The sequence below is a fragment of the Streptococcus mitis genome, from assembly GCF_905187535.1.
In the GTDB taxonomy this organism is placed as follows: Bacteria; Bacillota; Bacilli; order Lactobacillales; family Streptococcaceae; genus Streptococcus; species Streptococcus mitis_BS.
Genome location: NZ_CAJJIE010000005.1, coordinates 1 through 20,136, shown reverse-complemented (window position 1 = coordinate 20,136; position 20,136 = coordinate 1). Strand labels below are relative to the sequence as shown.

The following is a 20,136-nucleotide window of genomic DNA, read 5'->3' as shown; positions in this document are numbered from 1 at the left end:
TTTATTTAGCCTCGTACCAGGTTGCCCCTTCATTTTCATCTGCGATAAGGGGAACACTGAGTTGAATGGCTTCTTCCATGGTTTGTTTCACCAATTTTTTCATCTCTGCCAGTTCAGATTTAGGAACTTCAAGGACGATTTCATCGTGCACTTGTAAAAGCATCTTAGTCTGATAACCACCTGCAACCAAGGCTTTATCCAGCTGAATCATGGCAATCTTGAGAATATCTGCCGCCGAACCCTGGATAGGCGAGTTGATGGCAGTTCGCTCTGCAAAACCACGAATATTAAAGTTGCGCGAATTGATATCTGGCAACTCACGACGACGTTTGAAGAGAGTCTCTACATAGCCCTTATCACGCGCCTCACGCACCACTTCATCCATGTAGTTTTTAATACCTGGGAAACGTTCAAAGTAGGTATCAATGTAGGCCTTGGCCTCCTTACGGCTGATGCCCAAATTATTAGACAAACCAAAGTCTGAAATCCCGTAAACCACTCCAAAGTTAACGGCCTTGGCATTGCGACGATCGTTTGCAGTCACATCCTCAGGACGCTCAATGCCAAAGACCCGCATGGCTGTCGAGGTATGGATATCTGCCCCCTCTTGGAAAGCCTTAATCAAGTGCTCGTCTTTAGAAATATGCGCTAAAACACGCAATTCAATCTGCGAATAGTCCGAGCTGAGAAGGACACTATCCTCCCACTCAGGCACAAAAGCCTTCCGAATGAGACGCCCTTGCTCCAAACGCACAGGAATATTTTGCAAGTTTGGATCCACACTAGACAAACGCCCAGTCTGGGTCAAATCCTGCACATAGCGAGTATGAATCTTGCCATCAGCCAAAATCCAGTCCTGCAAGCCAATCACATAAGTCGATTGAATCTTGGCAATCTGACGGTAGTCGAGAATTTTCTTAACAATCGGTGCAATAGGAGCTAGACGCTCTAACACATCCACCGCTGTCGAGTAACCTGTCTTGGTTTTCTTAGTGTATTCTAGAGGAAGTCCCAATTTTTCAAAGAGAAGCACGCCCAACTGCTTAGGCGAGTTGATATTAAACTCCTCACCAGCCAGTTCATAAATCTCCTGAGTCAGTTTTTCAATGACAAGCTCATTTTCAGCCTGCATCTCAAGCAAGGTCTCTTTCTTGACCGTTATCCCAGCAATTTCCATCTTGGCAAGTACAAAGGCCAGAGGTTGCTCCATATCATAAAGAAGCTCTAATTGCCCATTTTCGCTGAGTTTTTCAAGCAAAACAGGCTCTGTTTCGACCAAAACAGCAAGCTTACGAGCCAAGTGCTCCAAGAATTTCTCACATTCAGGAAGGGCCTTCTTGACACCCTTACCGTAGAAGGTCTCATCATCAACCAAGTAAGTCTGACCATAAAGACTAGCGATGGTCGCAATTTCATTGTCCTCCACAGTCGAAAGGAGGTATTTAGCCAAGCGACTATCAAAGGCAGGAGCCTGCAAATCCACATCAAAACGATGTAAGAGAACTTTGGCCTTTTTAAAATCATAAACTCTCAGAGGTGTTTTTTCTAGAAAATCCTTGAAAATAGGCTCTTGCAAAAGTTCAAGCTTGTCTGTAGCATAGAGCTTATCGCCACAAGACCAGGCAAAACCAACCAAATCATCCGTATGGTAATTCTCACCAAAAAGCTCAAAATGGAAGATAGACTCTTCACTCAGCATATCTTGACTGATTTGGTCAACAATAGTGAAATCCAAGCTCTCAGCCACATCAGCTGACGACACATTTAAAGCCTGCTTGAGCTGTTTGAAGCCCATCTCATCGTAGAATTTCCCGAGATTTTCAACATCTGGACCACTATAGACCAAATCCTCCAAACCAATCTCAATCGGTGCCTTGGTATCAATGGTCGCCAGTGTTTTTGACAAAAAGGCCTGTTCCTTATCATTGATGAGATTTTCCTTCATCTTAGAAGCCTTCATCCCATCGATATTCTCATAAATTCCCTCAAGCGAGCCATGCTCCAGCAAGAGCTTGATACCCGTCTTTTCACCGATTTTAGTCACCCCAGGGATATTATCCGACTTATCACCCATGAGCGCCTTGAGATCGATAAACTGAATCGGTGTAATACCCATCTTTTCCATAAGATATTCTGGCGTAAAGGCCTCAAACTCAGCCACACCTTTCTTGGAAATTTCAACCACCGTATGCTCATCCGTCAGCTGAATCAAATCCTTGTCCCCACTGACAATGGTAATATCAAAACCATCTTGCTCAGCTAATTTATCTAGTGTCCCAATAATGTCATCCGCCTCATACTGAGCCAACTCATAGTGACGAATCCCCATATGATCCAGCAACTCACGAATGAAGGGAAATTGCTCACGAAACTCATCCGGAGTCTTAGCCCGGCCACCCTTATAGTCCGCATACATCTCGGTACGGAAGGTCGTCTTTCCTGCATCAAAAGCAACCAAAATATGACTAGGCTCAATCCTCTCCAACAAATGGCTCAACATCAACTGAAAGCCATAAATCGCATTGGTATGCAAACCAGCCGCATTCTTAAAACGGTCCAACTGCTGATAGAGCGCAAAGAACGCCCGAAAAGCAACAGAAGACCCATCAATCAATAATAATTTTTTCTTATCCATACACCCATTATAAAGGAAAGCAGGGAAAAATACCATTGGAAAGAGCTAGAGCAAGTATTTTTCATCCTTTTTCCGAATAAATAGATAGAGCTAGAGAATCCAGTAAACCTAGATTTGAAAATGTGCTATAATGAAAGGAGAAAGAATATGGCATTACGCCATCCGGGCATCAGCCCGACCAATGACTTGGTTGCTAAGAAAATCTTTAGCAACCCAGAAATCACTTGTTCAATTTATTCGCGATATGCTGGACTTGCCAGCAAAAAATGTGACCATTTTGGAGGGAAGCAATATTCACGTATTACCCTCCATGCCTTATTCAGCGCAGGATTTCTATACCAGTATAGATGTCTTGGCGGAGTTGGATAATGGCACTCAAGTAATCATTGAAATCCAAGTTCATCATCAGAATTTTTTCATTAATCGTTTGTGGGCTTACCTGTGCAGTCAGGTCAATCAAAACCTTGAAAAAATTCGTCAGCAAGAGGGCAATACTCACCAGAGTTACAAACACATCGCACCAGTATATGCTATCGCTATTGTGGACAGCAACTACTTCTCAGATGATTTGGCTTTTCATAGTTTTAGTATGCGCGAGGACACGACAGGTGAGATTTTAACAATCACAAACAACGGTCAAGAAAACCATCTGGTTAAGATGGCGTTCTTAGAACTAAAAAAATACAGAGAAACCAGCAAAGATAAGGTTCGCAAACCGTGGTTGGAGTTTTTTGGCAATAAGCCCTTTACCCAACAACCCGAGCGAGCTATCAGCCAAGCAGACCAACTGCTGGACTATAAGAGCTGGTCTGAGGAGGACAGGAAAATGTTTAGTCAACTACGTATGCGAGAAGAACAAGCCTTGTTAGCACAGGACTATGCCTTGGAACAAGCTGAAGAAAGAGGATTAGAGCGTGGTCTTGAACAGGGACTGGAGCGTGGGAAAATATTTACCTTTCTTGATTTAGTACGTCAACATGTTTTAACTTCCGAATTTGCGAGTGAACAATTAGGCATGACCGTCGCTGAGTTTGAGGCGCTGTTGTAAGACTATCACCAATGCTGGTTAAGATGGCATTCTTGGAATTAAAAAAATACAAAGAAACCAGCAAAGATAGCATTCGCAAACCGTGGTTAGAGTTTTTCGGCAACAAGCCCTTTACCCAACAACTCGAGCGAGCTATCAGCCAAGCAGACCAACTGCTGGACTATAAGAGCTGGTCTGAGGAGGACAGGAAAATGTTTAGTCAACTACGTATGCGAGAAGAACAAGCCTTGTTAGCACAGGACTATGCCTTGGAACAAGCTGAAGAAAAAGGCTTAGAGCGTGGAAAAGTTAAAGGAAGGGAAGAAGGGAAACTTTTTGCCTTCTTAGACATGGTACGTCAACATGCTTTAACTTCCGAATTTGCTAGTGAACAATTAGGAATGACAGTAGCTGAGTTTGAGGCCTTATTGTAAGTTTATAGAGCAACATAAAAGTGAACAAAACTAAAATGTCGTTTTGTTCACTTTTTTCTTCTTTCAATAGAACTCTCCCTATAGTCCATATCACAAAAAGAGAAGGTCATAATCCTTCTCTTTTATATCTTCAACTAATTAGTTTTTGCGTTTCACAAATGGAAGAGCACCAAGGAGCAATCCAAGGAATCCTAATGATGCAATTGCAACATTATCTTTACCACCAGTGTTAGGAAGTTCTTTCTTATCATCTGCTTTTGCAGCTGGGGCTTGATAAGTATTATCTTTGTTAGTACCTGCTACAGTTGGTGCAACCGCAGGAGTTGATGGTGTCTCAGCTGTTGGCATAGCTGGAGCATCCGTTCTAGGAGTTGTTGGTGTAGCTGAGGCATCTGTTCCAGGTGCAGCTGGTGTAGTTGGTACAAGTGCAGGTTCATTTACAGCTGTAGCATTAGAATTTTCACGCGGTGGATTCCCAGGTGTCACCGCTGGTGTACCATGTGTCGCTGGAATGTTTAATTTTTGGTAGTAATGTTTAGTTACGTTACCATCTTTAACTGTTCTAACAAATTTATAACCTTTAATTTCTTTTGGTTTACTTTCTCCAACTTCCCCTTCTTCTATTGCTTCAGCATTAGGATTTCCTAAATCTGCAATATCAAAATGCCCTGTCAATGGTTCATTAAATTCTGGTACTTCATTTACTGCAGGAAGATTCTTAGTTAAAATATCAAACGCATCTTCTAAATCTGATAAACGATCTTTTAATCCATCTTTATAGTAATCTTCAACACCTTCATTTTCTTCACTGTCTTTAATTTGCTCTTTTACTTTAGCAATTTCGTCTAAGATTTTTTTGATTTCCGGATTGTTTGCACCAAATTCAGGAAGTTCGGGTTGCACAAGAGCATCACCATTTGAAGATTCTGGTTTTGTTGTTTTAGGAGCTTCACCTTCTGGTTTAGCTGGCTCAGTTGGAGGTGTTGTATCATTCACTCCGCCGTTGAATTCAGGATTATTAGGTTGAGTAGGAGCATTATCATCATTTACACCACCATTAAACTCTGGAGTTGCTGGTGTTGTAGGCGCTTCTTCATCGTTCACTCCGCCTGCGAATTCAGGTTTTTCTTCAGCTGTAGGGGCGTCAGCAGGATTTACCCCACCATTGAATTCTGGAGCATTAGGAACCGTTGGAACCTCATCCGCTTCCTTAGCAGGCTCAGTAGTTGCTTCATCATCATTTACTCCACCTGCGAAGTCTTTTGGTGCTTCACCTTTAGGAACTTCTTTTAAGTTTTCGATATAACCTAAAGTTGCATTGTAATCATCAGTTAGTTCATCGATTGCATCTTTGTAAGCTTTCACTACTTCGTTAACTTCGTCGAATTTAGCTTGAGCTTCATCTGCAGCAGTTTTAGCAGAAGCAACAGCAGCTTCTAATCTAGTTACAGCATCTTGTAATCCATCTTGGATAGATTGTTCAGCATTGTTTTTCTTAGCTGTTGCAAGTGCAGTTTTAGCTTTTTCTAAAGTTTCTTTTTGTTTATCTAATGCAGCTTTTTTTTCTTCTACAGCTTTAGCTTTTTCAGTAGCATCAGCCTTGTCTTTATCAGCTACTTTAGTTAATTTTTCAATTTTTTCAGCGATATCATCAGCGATGTCTTGAAGTTTTTTAACGATTGGTTTAGAAGCTTCTTTGTTGTAAGCAGCGTCTAATTTTTCTTTATCAGCAGCTGGAAGCTCAGATAAAGGTTTACCTTCTTGTTTTGTAGCACCGATTTCGTCTGCTTGAGGATTTTGATCTTTAGTAGCTTCAGCAGTCGTATTTTGATCTTCTAATTCTTTAGCAGCTTGTGTAGCAGTGATAACACCATCTTGGATAGCTTTTAGTAAAGCGTCTTTACCAATTGCAGCTTTAGCTTCTTCGATAGCTTTAGCTTTGTCAGTGATTTTAGCATTTTTGTTAATTTCAGCTTCTGCATCTTTTTCAAGTTGCTCTAAAGCAGCTTGAAGAGCTTCTAAGTTATCTTTTTCTTCTTTTTTAAGTTCTTCAACTTTAGCTTTAGCTTTTTCAGCCTCTTCTTTAGCTTTAGCTAATTCAGCTTCAGCGTCAGCTTTTGCTTTATCAGCTTCTTCTTTTTTAGTTTGTGCAGCTTTTACATCAGCAGCTTCTTTATCTGCTTTAGCTGTAGCTTCTTCAACTTTTTTAGCTTCTTCAGCAACTTTTTTCTCTAATTCAGCAACTTTTTTGTCAGCTTCATCTTTTGCTTCAGCAGCTTTTTCAGCTTCTGTTTTTTCTGCTGGTTTAGCTGGTTCTTCTTCTACTGGTTTTGCTGGCTCGTTAGCTTCTTTTTCTTTAGCAGCCTTCACTTCATCAAGAGTTTTGTTGTACTCATCAGTAAGTTTGTTTAGTTCATCAGCAACAGCTTTAGTATCCGAAGCAGCTTGATCAAATGCATTTTGTGCAGCATCACGCTCTTTTTCAATCGCCTTAACAGCTTTATCTAATGAAGAAACAATATCAGAATCAGAGCCGTTATCTGTAGCTGATTTAAGAGCTTCTTTAGCTTCTTTTAATGTATCTTCTTGTTTTTTTAGAGTTTCAGCTTTTTTATCTTCTTCAGCTTTTAATGCATCAGCTTCTTCTTTAAGCGTATCAACTTTTTCACCTAAGTCATCAGCTTTGTCTTGTAATTTTTCAGATGCAGGACGAGCAGCATCAGCTTTTTCAGCTTTGTCAATTCCAGCTTTAATGTTTTCTGGTAATTGATCTTTAGATTTAGCTTCTTCAGCTGGAGTTGTTGCAACGTTAGCTTCATTAGCTTGGTCTTTATTTCTTAATTTTTTCTCAGTTTCTTTATTAGCTTCAGCTTTTTCATTATCATCTGCTAATTCTTTAAGAATATCCCCAGCTTTTAATTCACCAGATTCAACAGCCTTCAACAATTCCTCTCTTGCTTTTTTGTCGAGTAATTCGTTATCATCAGGTAATTGTTTTAAAGCCTCGGTTAATGCTTCTTTAGAATCAGCTTCTTCTTTCTTAGCGTCTTCTTCTTTCTTCGCTTCTTCTTTAGCTTTAGCATCTGCTTCTGCTGCTTTTGTTTTTGCTGCAGCTAATTCTTCGTCAGCTGCAGTTTTAGCTTTTTCAGCTTCAGTTTTTGCAGCTTCAGCTTCAGTAGCTTCTTTTTTCTCAGTTTCAAGTTTTGTATCAGCTTCTTTAGCTGCTGCAGTCGTTGTATCTACTTTAGCTTGAGCTTCAGTAACCTTTCCTTCAGCTTTTTTAGCTTCATCTTCAGCTTTTTTAATTTCTGGACTTGTAACTTCTGATTTAGAAGTGTCAGTAGCTCCAGTTTCTGCTGGCTGAGTAGCCGCTGGTTGCTCTGTTGTCTCAGAATTTCCAGCAGGGTTAGTTGTGCTATTTGAATTAGTTGCTGATGTATCTGTTGTGCCAGCTGGTTGAGCTGAAGCAGTAGTTGCATTATCCTCTGCAGCTTTCACGACTGATGGTTGAGATGCCGCAAATGCTGCTCCCAATACAGCCACACTAGCCAAGCTAGTTAAAATCATTTTCTTTTTATCCATTTTTGAAACCCCTTTTTTAGAATCATATTTAGATTTATTATAACGCTTTCTAAAAATATAATCAAGTAATAGGTTATTTTATTTGTACAATTATATACTTATGTTAATTTTCAAATACACCTCTCATAATAGAAAAAAGAAAGCCTATTTTATAAACTTTCTTTTTGTTTTCTTTTAATTATTTACATTTTCTATGGTAAATTTTACACTTTTAAACCCACTCACCGTTGGCATTTACTGTGTAACCATTGATTGTAGTGCTGACAGCAAGAGCTCCTGAACTATAAGCATAGTACCATTTATCACCTACTTGGAACCAACCAGTTACCATAGCACCTGAGCCTTTAAGGTAATACCATGTACCACCAACTTTAGCCCAGCCAGTCTTCATAGCACCTGAGCCATCAAGATAATACCATGTACCACCTTGTTTCAACCAGCCGGTTTGCATAGCACCTGAGCCATCAAGATAATACCATGTATCATTTTCTTTTATCCATCTAGTACTCATCTTACCTAAACCATCAAAATGGTACCAACTACCATTTATAAATTTCCAGCCAGTTTGCATGGCACCTAAATCATTGAGATAGTACCAATTGCCATCAACTTGTTTCCAACCAGTTCTCATCACACCTGTTTCATCCAAGTAATACCATGAACCATCTTTCAGCCAACCCGTCTTCATTCCATCTTCTTTAGAGAAATAATACCAGTCACCGTCAATTTTCTTCCATCCAACTGATCGGTTCCCTTCATTATCAATAAAGAATTTTTTACCATCAATCACAACAATATTGGGTGTCAGAACACCATCTTTTAGATAATATGTTTTTTCATCTATTTTGATAAATCCAGTTTTCTTCTCACCATTTTCAACGAAATAATAGGTCTTATCAGCAACTTTTACCAATCCTAACTGTTTGAATCCATCTTTTTCATTCAGATAGTATTGTTTATCCCCTAAGGTTAGTAAGCCTTTTTTCATTACTCCATCAGTTTCAAAGTAGTATGTCTTACCATTAATCTTTTGCCAACCAGTAACTTTTTTGCCATCCTTAATATAGTAGACTTTTCCACCCTCTGCTTTAAACTGACCACTACTTGTACTATTGTTAGTAGTGGCACTATTGTTTTGGTTGGCATTAGTTCCATTAGTTTGGTTACTACTTCCCCCATTATTAGCACTACCATTATTTTGATTATTATCTCTACGATATGGGTTTGTTTGAGAGGCGTTGCTTGTATTACCTGAAGTACTAGTAGGCGCATACATATGGTAAAGAATACCATCTTCTACTCTACTAGTAGTATACATATAGTTATCAATAACTGGATGACTTGTATCAGATGTTGCCGCTCCTGTAACAGCTGCTTTGATATCAACGGGTCTACCATTTTGGAATGTCACAAAATGAATTTCCTTAAATGATGAAGTAGATTGAGCACCTGTCGACGATGCACTAGTTCCTGTACTTGCAGCTCTCACTGGTTGAATTCCAGCTATAGCTAGCACTGAAGTTGCTAGCAAAATACCCGTAATCGTTTTCTTCATGAGAAAAACCTCCTTTATTAACCTATTAAATTTATTTCATTATATTCCTTTTCTATAATTAATGCAATAAAAAACATAAAAAGTGTAGAAATATTTAAAGGTAAAAAAACTCTTTACTATCTCTAGTAGAGAGCATCCTCTATTTATGTCACAATCTCCACTTTATTTAATACAATTCCTCATGACCCAATCACTAGTATTGACAAAGAGCCAAAGAAAAAACTAGGAGAAGAATCTCCTAGTCTTGTTTATATATTGGTATTATACCAATTCACCACTTCCGTTAACTTTGTAGCCGTCAGGAGTAGTTGTGTTTACAAGTAATGCACCTGAACCACTTAGGTAGTACCAGTGGCCACCTACATATTTCCAACCAGTTTGCATTGCACCTGAACCATCTAGGTAGTACCATTGACCACCTACATATTTCCAACCAGTTTGCATTGCACCTGAACCATCTAGGTAGTACCAAGTACCGTTGTCTTTAACCCAACCTGTTTGCATTACGCCTTCAGCGTTCAAGTAGTACCAAGTTCCGTTATCTTTAAGCCAACCAGTTGCTTTAGTTCCTTTAGCATCTTTCAAGTAAGACCATTGACCTTTAGCATCTTTACGCCATCCTGTAGCAGATTGTCCTTGGAATGTTACATCTGTATGACGAACTTCATTGATAACGATATTTGCATTAGTATACAAATCACCAGAAACTTTGAATTCACCTACAAATTCTACATCTTTACCATCTGTAGCATGAGATTTAACTAGACGATATTTTACTACTGTTCCTTCAGCGAAACTTACTGGGAGTTCAGCGTCTACTTCAGTTCCATTTTCATCAGCTTTAACTTTAGCTGTTTTTGTAACGATAGCTGATCCTGCTTCATCTGTAGTAACTGTTACATATACAACACCTTTATCAGTCTTAACTGCAAAATCAATAGCTACACCTGGGATTGGGTTTCCTTTAGCATCTACAACGTTTACACGAACATAGTGCTCACCTTTGGCTTTTACTTCAGCAACTGGAGTAACTGATGCAGTTTTAATATCAAAATTACCAAAACGGCTGTATCCAGGTAAGTTATTTACTAATTTACCATTTTGAAATACATCTTTATCTGTAGCAGTGTTTTGCCCATTGTTCGAACCTGCGTCTGTCACTAGTTTACCTGTTGCTGGATCTACCATACCAGGTTTAAGAGTTACAGTGTTAGCTGAAACAGCTTGAACAGCACCAAATGCTGCAAGAGCGACTGCGCTTGTCAATAAAACTTTTTTCATCGTTTTATCTCCTTTGTTTTTCATTATATATTTTTCGTAAGACTATCTTACTACCATACAGTATATAAATATTTGCAGGATTTGTCAAGAGTTTTCTTATGTTTTTTAAACTTTTTACCTATTTCCTCGAAAAAAGGAGAAAAAAACTAACTCGCGAAAAAATTCCCCCTGAAATACTCTAGCCTCCAAGTTGACATTTCGCAACTACTCATCCCTCAGATGATATCTTTTATATCTAAACTATATAGATAGTTAGACAGAACTTACTTCCTTGGTATTATCTTACAAACCCTTGTAAAAGTCAAGTAAAAACGGCAAGTATTTGGATAAGAACTTGCCATTTCATAAACTTTCTACTATTTAAAATGTGACCTTATAGCAAAGCCTCAAACTCAGCGACGCTCATGCCCAACTGCTGGCTGGCAACCTCAGGTGTCAGAAGACCTTGGCGGACCATATCCAGAAAGGCAAAAAGTTTCCCTTCTTCCCTAGCTGTTTCCAAGGCATAGTCCTGTGCCAACAAGGCTTGTTCTTCGCGCATACGTAGTTGACTAAACATCTTCCTGTCCTCCTCAGACCAGCTCTTGTAGTCTAGCAGTTGGTCTGCCTGGCTAATGGCTCGCTCGGGTTCTTGGGTAAAGGGTTTGTTCCCGAAAAACTCCAACCACGGCTTGCGAACCTTGTCTTTGCTGGTTTCTTTATATTTTTTTAATTCCAAGAACGCCATCTTGACCAGATGGTTTTCCTGTCCATTGTTTGTGATGGTTAAGGCCTCACCTGTCGTGTCCTCGCGCATACTAAAACTGTGAAATGCTAAATCATCTTGGAAGTAATTGCTATCCACAATTGCGATAGCGTATACTGGTGCGATGTGTTTGTAACTCTGGTGAGTATTTCCTTCTTGCTGGCGAACTTTTTCAAGATTCTGATTGACCTGACTGCACAAATAAGCCCACAGGCGATTAATGAAAAAATTCTGATGGTGGACTTGAATCTCAATAATTACTTGAGTGCCATTGTCCAACTCCGCCAAAACGTCTATACTGGTATAGAAATCCTGCGCCGAGTAGGGCATGGAAGGCAAGACGTGAATATTGCTTCCTTCCAAAATGGTCACATTTTTGGCCGGTAAATCCAGCATATCGCGAATAAATTGACAAGTGATTTCTGGATTGCTAAAGATTTTCTTAGCAACCAAATCATTGGTCGGGCTAATGCCCGGATGTCTTAGAATCATCCTTTTCCTCCTTTTATTATACCATAGTCTTATACTCAATGAAAATCAAAGAGCAAACTAGGAAACTAGCCGCAGGCTGTACTTGAGTACGGCAAGGCGACGTTGACGTGGTTTGAATTTGATTTTCGAAGAGTATTAAATCTAGTTTTACTAGATTCACTGACTCTATCTATTTATTCGGAAAAGAGATGAAAAAAACCTGAGAATCATCTCAGGCTTGGTCATTAAATCTTTTTCTCAATACTGAAAAGTGGAGAAAGTGGGCGTTTTTCATGGATACGCACGATAGCATCTCCTAGTAGATGAGCGATTGAAATCTGCTCAATCTTATCAATCAAACGCTCTTCTGGCAGGTAGATAGTATCCAAAACAACCAATTTCTTAATAGCTGATTTTTGGATATTGTCCATAGCAGGACCGGAAAGAACTGGGTGCGTACAGCTTGCATAGACTTCAACAGCACCAGCTTCCGCAAGGGCATCTGCCGCGTGACAAATCGTTCCAGCAGTATCAATCATATCATCAATCAAGATACAAGTCTTGCCTTCGACCTTACCGATGATGTTCATGACTTCACTAGTATTCATCTTATCAACGCTACGACGTTTATCAATGATAGCGATAGATGTTTTCAAAAATTCTGCCAACTTACGAGCACGAGTCACCCCTCCATGGTCTGGGCTGACAACCACATAGTCAGAACCAACCATGCCACGACGCTCAAAATAATCCGCAATCAGAGGAGCTCCCATCAAGTGATCCACAGGAATATCAAAGAATCCTTGAATCTGCGCAGCATGTAAGTCGATGGTCAATAAACGATCCACTCCAGCTACTTCAAGCATATTTGCGACAAGTTTTGAAGTGATTGGCTCACGCGCTCTCGCCTTTCTATCCTGACGTGCATACCCATAGTAAGGCATGACAACATTGACAGATTCTGCACTCGCACGCTTCAAAGCATCAACCATAATCAAAATTTCAAGCAGATTATCATTTACAGGCGAACTAGTTGATTGTAGGATAAAGACGTGTTTCCCACGGATTGATTCTTCGATGTTGACCTGAATCTCTCCATCTGAAAATTGGCGAACACTTGATTTCCCCAACTCTATCCCAATCTCCTGCGCCACACGTTCTGCCAATTCTTTATTAGAAGAAAGGGCAAACAGCTTTAAATCAGAAAAAGACATGATTTCCTCCGGTATATATGTATCGCTTGTGCTTTTCACAAGATTTTTCCATCTACCATTGTAGCGTTTTTTGCACTATTTTTCAATCAAAAATAAAAGAAGGGCAGCATATTTGTACCCTTGCATCATTCTTTTGAAAAATATTCTAGTTCATCAACTCATTGTGCTTCTCAACAAAGTGATAAGCCTGATAAAAACCATAGAGAGTAATAGCCGTAACCACTGGAATCGCTAATGGCAACTCTGTCTCTAATTCTACAAAAGGAGAATTAAACAAGAAGTGAGTTCCTAAGGCTAAACCTAGGAAAATAAGCCCCTGTTTCTTGTCAACCTTCTGCCCTTTATAGGCTCTGTAAACCAAGTAAACACCTACTACAGCTAGACCTGAAAAAGTCCAGTGAGAGGCAATACCTGAGATAATACGCTCTAAAATTCTCGAAATAGTAAAGTCAAATCCCTCTGGCAAATCCGTACGAATGTAGCCAATATCCTCAATCATTTGGAATCCCAAACCAGAAGCAATCCCTAGTAAAAACAAAGATTTTAATTTTCGCACAGGAATCAAAGCTAAAACAAAGACAAGTGGCAATAATTTCAAGGGTTCTTCTACCAAAGGAGCCACAATAGCACTTTCAAAGGCATTTAAAAATGCACTATCTGGGAAAATAATCCCCAGCAAATCATGGATATAGGTATTAGCAAAGCTAGATAACCAGCCTGAAAGGAACATCCCACCCAATAAAGACAAAATCAAGGCTTTCTTTGGTAATTCCCATTTTTTCCCAATACGGAAAAGGAAATAAAGAGCCGGAATCATGTAAAAGAGAGCTAGAAAGATAGAAACTCCCATCAGTCCATATTCCGCACCTGACATCGAACCATCCGTATAGTAGATGGTTTCATACTGTAAACCAATACATAGCAATAAAATAAAAATAAATAAAATACTGTTTTTCTTCATACACTTTCTTTCTAAATGAATTTTTTACAATTCTACGACTGTCATACTTCCTGTATCCACATCGTAAATAGCACCAGAGATAATAACATCGTCTGGTATTAGGGGAGATTCGATAAGAAGTTGCATATCCTCTCGAACACTCTCCTCTATATCTTGGAAAGGCAAAAAGTCCTGGTCTGACACATCGACACCTAGTTCCTCTTTCAGATACTCCTGAAAAGGACCATTTTCAAAAGTCTGAGCACCACAGTCTGTATGGTGCAATACCACAATCTCTCTTGTCCCCATTTGTTGCTGGGAAATCACCAGCGAACGAATCATGTCTTCTGTCACTCGACCACCTGCATTCCGCAAGATATGAGCATCTCCAAGCGCCAAGCCCAGAGCTTGCGCAACGTGCAAACGTGAGTCCATACAGGTCACAATTGCTACTCTGGTTTTGGGTTTAAGTGGCAGATTTAACTGCCCATGTAGGGCAACATAAGCCTGATTGGCTTGCATAAACTGTTCAAAATACGACACGATTCCCTCCTCGAAAATTTGATAGTCAAATATTTCTCCTATCTTATCATTTTTAAGAGGATTTGTCACGGATTATGCAAATACCTTTTTCAAAACTTCCTGAATCGTTGTCACGCCAATAACCTGGATTTCCTTAGGCGGAGTGATTCCTGTCAAGGAATTCTTGGGTACATAAATCTTAGTAAAGCCCAGTTTAGAAGCTTCATTGATACGTTGTTCGATACGATTCACACGCCGAATCTCTCCTGTCAAGCCCAGTTCTCCCACAAAACATTCCTGAGGATTGGTTGGCTTGTCTTTGTAGCTCGAAGCAATGGCAACTGCAACAGCCAAGTCAATGGCAGGTTCATCCAATTTAACACCGCCAGCAGATTTGAGATAAGCGTCTTGATTTTGTAAAAGAAGTCCTGCACGCTTTTCCAAAACAGCCATAATCAGACTCGCACGATTAAAATCAAGTCCTGTCGTCGTACGCTTAGCATTTCCAAACATGGTCGGTGTCACCAAAGCCTGAACCTCCGCCAAAATCGGACGCGTCCCCTCCATGGTCACAACAATTGATGAACCAGTTGCACCGTCCAAACGCTCCTCTAGGAAAACTTGACTCGGATTGAGGACCTCAACCAATCCGCCCGACTGCATCTCAAAAATCCCAATCTCATTAGTGGAGCCAAAACGGTTTTTGACCGCTCTTAAAATACGGAAGGTATGGTGGCGCTCCCCTTCAAAGTAAAGCACCGTATCCACCATATGCTCCAACATACGAGGACCAGCCAAGGTTCCTTCCTTGGTCACATGACCTACGATAAAGATGGCAATGTTATTGGTTTTGGCCAGCTGCATAAGTTCAGCCGTCACCTCACGCACTTGAGAAACAGACCCCTGCACCCCTGAAATCTCAGGAGACATAATGGTCTGGATAGAGTCAATAATGAGGAAGTCTGGTTGGATGCGCTCCACCTCAGTTCGAACACTCTGCATATTGGTCTCTGCATAGAGATAAAACTCGCTATCAATATCTCCCAAGCGTTCCGCTCGCAACTTGATTTGCTGGGCAGACTCCTCCCCACTGACATAGAGAACTGTCCCCACTTGAGACAACTGGGTTGAGACTTGTAGAAGAAGAGTCGATTTCCCGATTCCAGGATCCCCACCGATTAGGACGAGACTTCCTGGTACCACTCCGCCTCCAAGTACACGGTTGAATTCCTCCATGTCCGTCTTGGTTCGATTAACATTGATGGAGGTCACTTCAGCCAGTTTCATGGGCTTGGTTTTCTCACCTGTCAAGGACACACGCGCATTTTTGACCTCGGCAACCTCAACCTCTTCTACAAAGGAAGACCAAGACCCACAGTTAGGACATCGTCCCAGATATTTAGGGGAATTATACCCACAATTTTGACATACAAATGTCGCTTTTTTCTTTGCGATGATAAACCTCTTTCTATATCTCTAACTCACACTCAATCACTTGGCAAAAATCAATCTTCTCATTTGGCACAAACTGACGCATGAGCATGTTGTGAGTTACCACTATCACGGTCTGGTAATCTCGATACTTAGCCATGCATTCTAGAAAACGAGACTTCATCTTCGCAGCTGTCTCATATTGAATAAAACTATTAGGAAGTAACTCCCCATTATTTTCTAGAAACATAGTACGAGCTTTTTCAAAATTATCTGTGCCACTTTCATAGACCTGCCATTCATGCAATAATGGCTCCACTCTCAAAGGAAGTCCAGTAACACAAGCCACATAAGAAGCCGTTTCTAAAGATCTTGTGACTGCAGAAGATACGATTATTTCAGCTGAAGGAAGCAAGAGATTTTTGCTCAGTTCCTGAGCTTGCTGCCGTCCCTTCTCAGACAAGGGCGCCAAATCTACCCCAAATCCCGTATAAGAACGCTCCTCTAACTCACGATAATCTGGCTCCCCGTGACGCACAAAGATAATCTTCATTCTAGTGCCCAGTCGATCCAAATCCACCAGTCCGCACGCCGTCTGCCGCATCTCCATCTGCAATTAAGAAAGGAGCAAAGACAGCCTGGACCACACGTTCCCCAACTTCAAGAACAACCTCTTGGTCTGTGATATTCTTCATCTGAGCAAAAATATGCCCTTCATTCCCAGGATTTCCATAATAATCCCCATCAATGACCCCAACTGAATTAATTAAAACCAAGCCCTTCTTACGAGGGTTTGAAGAACGATCATAAAGGTAAAGAACCTCAGTCGGTTGCATATAAGCCTTAACTCCTGTCGGAACCAAGACAATCTCTCCTGGCGCAATAACCGTACGCACAGCAACCTTTAAGTCGTAACCAGCCGCATGCGCTGTCTCGCGCTTGGGCAATAAATTTTCATCTGTAAAACTAGAAACTAATTCAAAACCACGAATTTTCATCATCTTCTCTTTTCTATTATCATTTATTCTAGATTATTCTATCTTATTTATTCGGAAAAAGCACGAAAAAAAGAGCACACAATTCAAATCGCTTAGGGCTGCTGGATTCCTCCCCTGACCCGCTTCACGCAGAACTGTTGCTCCACTATTTATTATATCACATTCCTATTCATTTTAAAAGCAAAATTATTTTTTCCGTCTATTTCTAAAAAAATCCTGCATAATAGCTGCACATTCATCTTCCAAAATTCCCGTTTCAACTTCCACACGATGATTGAGACGCTCATCTGTCAAGATATCATACAAACTCCCAGCAGCGCCAAATTTCTGGTTTTTAGCTCCATAGACCACGTTTGGAATACGGGCAAGCCCAATCGCCCCACTACACATGACACAAGGCTCAATGGTCACAAAAAGCGTGCAATCCAGCAATCGCCAACTTTCTTCACTCAAGTTCGCATTCTCGATGGCCATAATTTCCGCATGCATAACCGCTCGTTGCAACTCCTCACGCGCATTATGCCCACGACCAATGATTTCTCCGTCCTTGACAATCACACAACCAATTGGAATTTCATCGTGTTCAAGAGCAATCTCAGCCTCTTTCAAAGCCTCCCTCATGAAGCTTTCCTTTTCTTCAACTGTATAATTCATCCGTTTCTCTTTTCCTACTTATCGATTTTATTATTATATCATGAATCCCAACACAAAAAAAGCCACCGAATGCGGTGACTTTATAGGGAGATTATTATGAAAAAGAAAAGTTTAGGATATTTGTTACAACAAGTTAGGAGGTCTTCTTGTAACTGTCTATAGTATACCCTACCTATCTTAAACAAATCTTAAAATTTTCTTACGACCAAACACTTTCTAAAATATTTGTTTGTTCACGACCAGGGCCTACTGAGAAAGTAGAAATACGAACGCCAACCAATTCACTCACACGACGAACATAGTTACGCGCATTCTCAGGAAGATCCTCCAAATTACGAACTCCAGTGATATCTTCTGACCAACCTGGCAACTCTTCATAGATAGGCTTGCAACGTTTCAATTGCTCAAGACTAGCTGGATAGTAGTCAATACGTTGACCATCAAGATCATAGGCCACACAGATTTTCACAGTATCTAAACCACTCAAAACATCGATAGAGTTCAATGAAAGGTTAGTAATACCAGAAACGCGACGGCTATGGCGCATCACAACTGAATCAAACCATCCCACACGACGTGGACGACCAGTTGTTGTACCATATTCATGACCCACTTCACGGATACGTTCTCCCACTTCATCAAACAACTCAGTTGGGAAAGGACCGTCTCCAACACGACTCGTATAGGCTTTACATACACCTACAACCTTGTCAATCTTACTCGGACCAACACCAGAACCAATTGTAACACCACCAGCCACAGGGTTTGATGACGTAACAAATGGATACGTACCTTGGTCGATATCTAGCATAACACCTTGTGCACCTTCAAAAAGTACACGCTTACCATTATCAAGCGCATCATTCAAAATGACAGATGTGTCTGTCACATATTTCTTGATTTGTTGACCATATTCGTAATACTCTTCAAAAATATCATCGAAAGCAATCGCTTTACTGTCATACAATTTTTCAAAAAGACGATTCTTTTCAGCAAGGTTACGTTCTAAACGCTCACGGAAAATATCTTTATCCAAAAGATCTGCGATACGAATCCCAACACGAGCAGCCTTGTCCATATAAGCTGGACCAATTCCCTTGATTGTAGTCCCAATCTTATTGTCGCCCTTAGCTTCTTCTTGCAAACGGTCTAACTCGATATGATAAGGCAAAATAACATGCGCTCTATCAGAAATACGCAAGTTATCAGTTGTCACACCCTCCTCATGAAGATAGCTCAACTCTTTTACAAGAGATTTAGGATTTACAACCATACCATTCCCAATAACAGAGATTTTTTCAGGGAAGAAAATCCCAGATGGAATCAAGTGCAATTTAAACTTCTTACCATCAATCACAATCGTGTGACCTGCATTATCACCACCTTGGTAACGCGCAATCACTTCTGCATTCGCTGAAAGGAAATCTGTAATCTTCCCTTTACCTTCATCACCCCATTGGGTACCTACAACAACAACTGAAGTCATAATCTTGTCTGAGCCCTCAGGCTCTTCCTTTCTCACATACATGGCAGGACTCTCACCTGCAATTATATCTTACAATTTATTATAAGAAAAAATCGCCTTTTTATCAAGAAGAAACAATAGAAAGATTTGCTATTTCCAACTATTAAAAAATGATTTAGAAAAATAACCAGCTATTTATTATTATCTTTCCATAAAATAACAAATTTGTTCGGAAATTAACTCACACTGTCTCAACAAGCAACAAAACCTTGTTTCATTATCAATTTTTCAAGATACAAACGATAAGCAACACGATAATGGTAAACAATAAAATCCCGATGACTCACAATACGATATCGGACAAGATAATAAATCAAAAATTTAAAATGAAAATTTTCCCAGTCAAAATGATCTCCGAAGAAAGTAACATACTCTTCTTCTATACTTTTATAAAAATCCATCATCTGATCATAAATACTTTGTAGCATAAATATATACTCCTTTTCTTTTTATGACCTTATTCTAACAAAAAATTATAAACAGTTATTATAAAATCCTGAATTGCTCAAATACCAACCTCAAAAAGATAACAAATAGGAAAAGTTGACAGAATAGTAAGAAATCTACTACCTAAATTTTAAAAACTAAATTAATGGAAAGAATGGGATTCGAACCTCCGAACTAGAAGAAGCGGATTTACAGTCCTACGCCTTTAGCCACTTCATTATGAATTTTGTTAATAGGGATACCACAATACCTTTAAAGAAATGGTATACCTACCAGAATCCTTCTTAGAAACGTCACTTTAAGTACTATCATTGATCGAAAATGGAGGTCGATTAAACCTTTCTCACCAAAAAAATAGTCTCTATAATATTTGTAGTGGGTAAATCCCCTATGGATATTATGGAGCCTATTTTGTTGTAGAAAAAAAGTTCCATAATATCTATAATGAAAAGCGACTAAACAACTCATTAGAAAGAATCATATGGAACCATTACATGGCTAAACTGGATTATGAGGCATCATTTGTGGAAGTCTAATGACTCTAGATAGATTATAAATTACATAATAAAAAAAGAGGACTAAGCCTCTCTTAATTAACTACTCCGCCAGTAGGACTCGAACCTACGACATCATGATTAACAGTCATGCGCTACTACCAACTGAGCTATGGCGGAT

Annotated in this window: 14 protein-coding genes, 1 tRNA gene, 1 other RNA gene and 2 pseudogenes; 2 read left to right on the top strand and 16 right to left on the bottom strand. The window is 39.9% G+C overall.

Annotated features, from left to right (window positions below):
• Position 1: 1 nt before the first annotated feature.
• Entirely contained in the window at positions 2 to 2,635 is a 2,634-nt protein-coding gene (gene polA / locus JQ841_RS02195; RefSeq protein ID WP_203179990.1) for a DNA polymerase I, read from the bottom strand.
• Between the two features lie 147 nt (positions 2,636 to 2,782).
• Here polA and JQ841_RS02190 point away from each other — a divergent pair.
• Together JQ841_RS02190 and JQ841_RS02185 are read left to right on the top strand one after the other, a co-directional pair.
• A pseudogene (locus JQ841_RS02190) lies at positions 2,783 to 3,683 on the top strand (Rpn family recombination-promoting nuclease/putative transposase).
• A gap of 14 nt (positions 3,684 to 3,697) precedes the next feature.
• Positions 3,698 to 4,096 (top strand): annotated as a pseudogene (locus JQ841_RS02185) (Rpn family recombination-promoting nuclease/putative transposase); the annotation flags it as partial.
• 138 nt (positions 4,097 to 4,234) lie between these two features.
• On the opposite strand, the gene JQ841_RS02180 reads toward JQ841_RS02185, so the two are convergent.
• From JQ841_RS02180 to JQ841_RS02110, 15 genes are all read right to left on the bottom strand, one after another.
• Positions 4,235 to 7,678, bottom strand: a complete 3,444-nt coding sequence (locus tag JQ841_RS02180; RefSeq protein WP_203179988.1) for an SIALI-17 repeat-containing surface protein — start codon at positions 7,676 to 7,678, stop codon at positions 4,235 to 4,237.
• A 211-nt stretch (positions 7,679 to 7,889) separates the two neighbouring features.
• Entirely contained in the window at positions 7,890 to 9,233 is a 1,344-nt protein-coding gene (locus JQ841_RS02175; RefSeq protein WP_203179987.1) for an N-acetylmuramoyl-L-alanine amidase family protein, read from the bottom strand.
• A gap of 261 nt (positions 9,234 to 9,494) precedes the next feature.
• On the bottom strand, positions 9,495 to 10,514 hold the full coding sequence (locus JQ841_RS02170; protein WP_203179986.1) for an Ig-like domain-containing protein: 1,020 nt from the start codon (positions 10,512 to 10,514) through the stop codon (positions 9,495 to 9,497).
• A 373-nt stretch (positions 10,515 to 10,887) separates the two neighbouring features.
• Entirely contained in the window at positions 10,888 to 11,751 is an 864-nt protein-coding gene (locus JQ841_RS02165; protein ID WP_203179985.1) for an Rpn family recombination-promoting nuclease/putative transposase, read from the bottom strand.
• A gap of 224 nt (positions 11,752 to 11,975) precedes the next feature.
• On the bottom strand, positions 11,976 to 12,944 hold the full coding sequence (locus tag JQ841_RS02160) for a ribose-phosphate diphosphokinase (protein ID WP_000010158.1): 969 nt from the start codon (positions 12,942 to 12,944) through the stop codon (positions 11,976 to 11,978).
• Between the two features lie 145 nt (positions 12,945 to 13,089).
• Positions 13,090 to 13,905 (bottom strand): PrsW family intramembrane metalloprotease, encoded by an 816-nt coding sequence (locus JQ841_RS02155; RefSeq protein WP_203179984.1) that lies wholly within the window; start codon positions 13,903 to 13,905, stop codon positions 13,090 to 13,092.
• A 24-nt stretch (positions 13,906 to 13,929) separates the two neighbouring features.
• Positions 13,930 to 14,427: a beta-class carbonic anhydrase gene (locus JQ841_RS02150; protein WP_004237611.1), complete on the bottom strand. Its 498-nt coding sequence runs from the start codon at positions 14,425 to 14,427 to the stop codon at positions 13,930 to 13,932.
• Between the two features lie 72 nt (positions 14,428 to 14,499).
• Positions 14,500 to 15,861 (bottom strand): DNA repair protein RadA, encoded by a 1,362-nt coding sequence (gene radA / locus JQ841_RS02145; RefSeq protein ID WP_238395583.1) that lies wholly within the window; start codon positions 15,859 to 15,861, stop codon positions 14,500 to 14,502.
• Between the two features lie 13 nt (positions 15,862 to 15,874).
• On the bottom strand, positions 15,875 to 16,441 hold the full coding sequence (locus tag JQ841_RS02140; RefSeq protein ID WP_203179983.1) for a histidine phosphatase family protein: 567 nt from the start codon (positions 16,439 to 16,441) through the stop codon (positions 15,875 to 15,877).
• Positions 16,392 to 16,835, bottom strand: coding sequence for a dUTP diphosphatase (locus JQ841_RS02135; RefSeq protein WP_000701987.1), 444 nt, complete (start codon positions 16,833 to 16,835; stop codon positions 16,392 to 16,394). The genes JQ841_RS02140 and JQ841_RS02135 overlap by 50 nt, the downstream gene beginning before the upstream one ends.
• Before the next feature lie 56 nt (positions 16,836 to 16,891).
• Positions 16,892 to 16,989: signal recognition particle sRNA small type (ffs, locus tag JQ841_RS02130), an RNA gene on the bottom strand.
• Between the two features lie 32 nt (positions 16,990 to 17,021).
• Positions 17,022 to 17,489: a tRNA adenosine(34) deaminase TadA gene (tadA, locus tag JQ841_RS02125; protein WP_203179982.1), complete on the bottom strand. Its 468-nt coding sequence runs from the start codon at positions 17,487 to 17,489 to the stop codon at positions 17,022 to 17,024.
• Positions 17,490 to 17,688: 199 nt separating this feature from the next.
• Positions 17,689 to 18,975, bottom strand: coding sequence for an adenylosuccinate synthase (locus JQ841_RS02120; protein ID WP_001832534.1), 1,287 nt, complete (start codon positions 18,973 to 18,975; stop codon positions 17,689 to 17,691).
• Positions 18,976 to 19,205: 230 nt separating this feature from the next.
• Positions 19,206 to 19,442 (bottom strand): sigma(X)-activator ComW, encoded by a 237-nt coding sequence (gene comW, locus JQ841_RS02115; protein WP_203179981.1) that lies wholly within the window; start codon positions 19,440 to 19,442, stop codon positions 19,206 to 19,208.
• 619 nt (positions 19,443 to 20,061) lie between these two features.
• Positions 20,062 to 20,135: transfer RNA gene (locus tag JQ841_RS02110), tRNA-Asn, on the bottom strand.
• Position 20,136 lies beyond the last annotated feature (1 nt).

What these genes read in the sequence shown, in the direction of transcription:
- JQ841_RS02170 (WP_203179986.1), bottom strand. Translation starts at nt 10,514, where the DNA reads ATGAAAAAAGTTTTATTGACAAGCGCAGTCGCTCTTGCAGCATTTGGT.
- JQ841_RS02155 (WP_203179984.1), bottom strand. Translation starts at nt 13,905, where the DNA reads ATGAAGAAAAACAGTATTTTATTTATTTTTATTTTATTGCTATGTATT.
- JQ841_RS02165 (WP_203179985.1), bottom strand. Translation starts at nt 11,751, where the DNA reads ATGATTCTAAGACATCCGGGCATTAGCCCGACCAATGATTTGGTTGCT.
- polA (WP_203179990.1), bottom strand. Translation starts at nt 2,635, where the DNA reads ATGGATAAGAAAAAATTATTATTGATTGATGGGTCTTCTGTTGCTTTT.
- JQ841_RS02120 (WP_001832534.1), bottom strand. Translation starts at nt 18,975, where the DNA reads ATGACTTCAGTTGTTGTTGTAGGTACCCAATGGGGTGATGAAGGTAAA.
- JQ841_RS02140 (WP_203179983.1), bottom strand. Translation starts at nt 16,441, where the DNA reads ATGCGGCAGACGGCGTGCGGACTGGTGGATTTGGATCGACTGGGCACT.
- comW (WP_203179981.1), bottom strand. Translation starts at nt 19,442, where the DNA reads ATGCTACAAAGTATTTATGATCAGATGATGGATTTTTATAAAAGTATA.
- JQ841_RS02180 (WP_203179988.1), bottom strand. Translation starts at nt 7,678, where the DNA reads ATGGATAAAAAGAAAATGATTTTAACTAGCTTGGCTAGTGTGGCTGTA.
- tadA (WP_203179982.1), bottom strand. Translation starts at nt 17,489, where the DNA reads ATGAATTATACAGTTGAAGAAAAGGAAAGCTTCATGAGGGAGGCTTTG.
- JQ841_RS02175 (WP_203179987.1), bottom strand. Translation starts at nt 9,233, where the DNA reads ATGAAGAAAACGATTACGGGTATTTTGCTAGCAACTTCAGTGCTAGCT.
- JQ841_RS02160 (WP_000010158.1), bottom strand. Translation starts at nt 12,944, where the DNA reads ATGTCTTTTTCTGATTTAAAGCTGTTTGCCCTTTCTTCTAATAAAGAA.
- JQ841_RS02135 (WP_000701987.1), bottom strand. Translation starts at nt 16,835, where the DNA reads ATGAAAATTCGTGGTTTTGAATTAGTTTCTAGTTTTACAGATGAAAAT.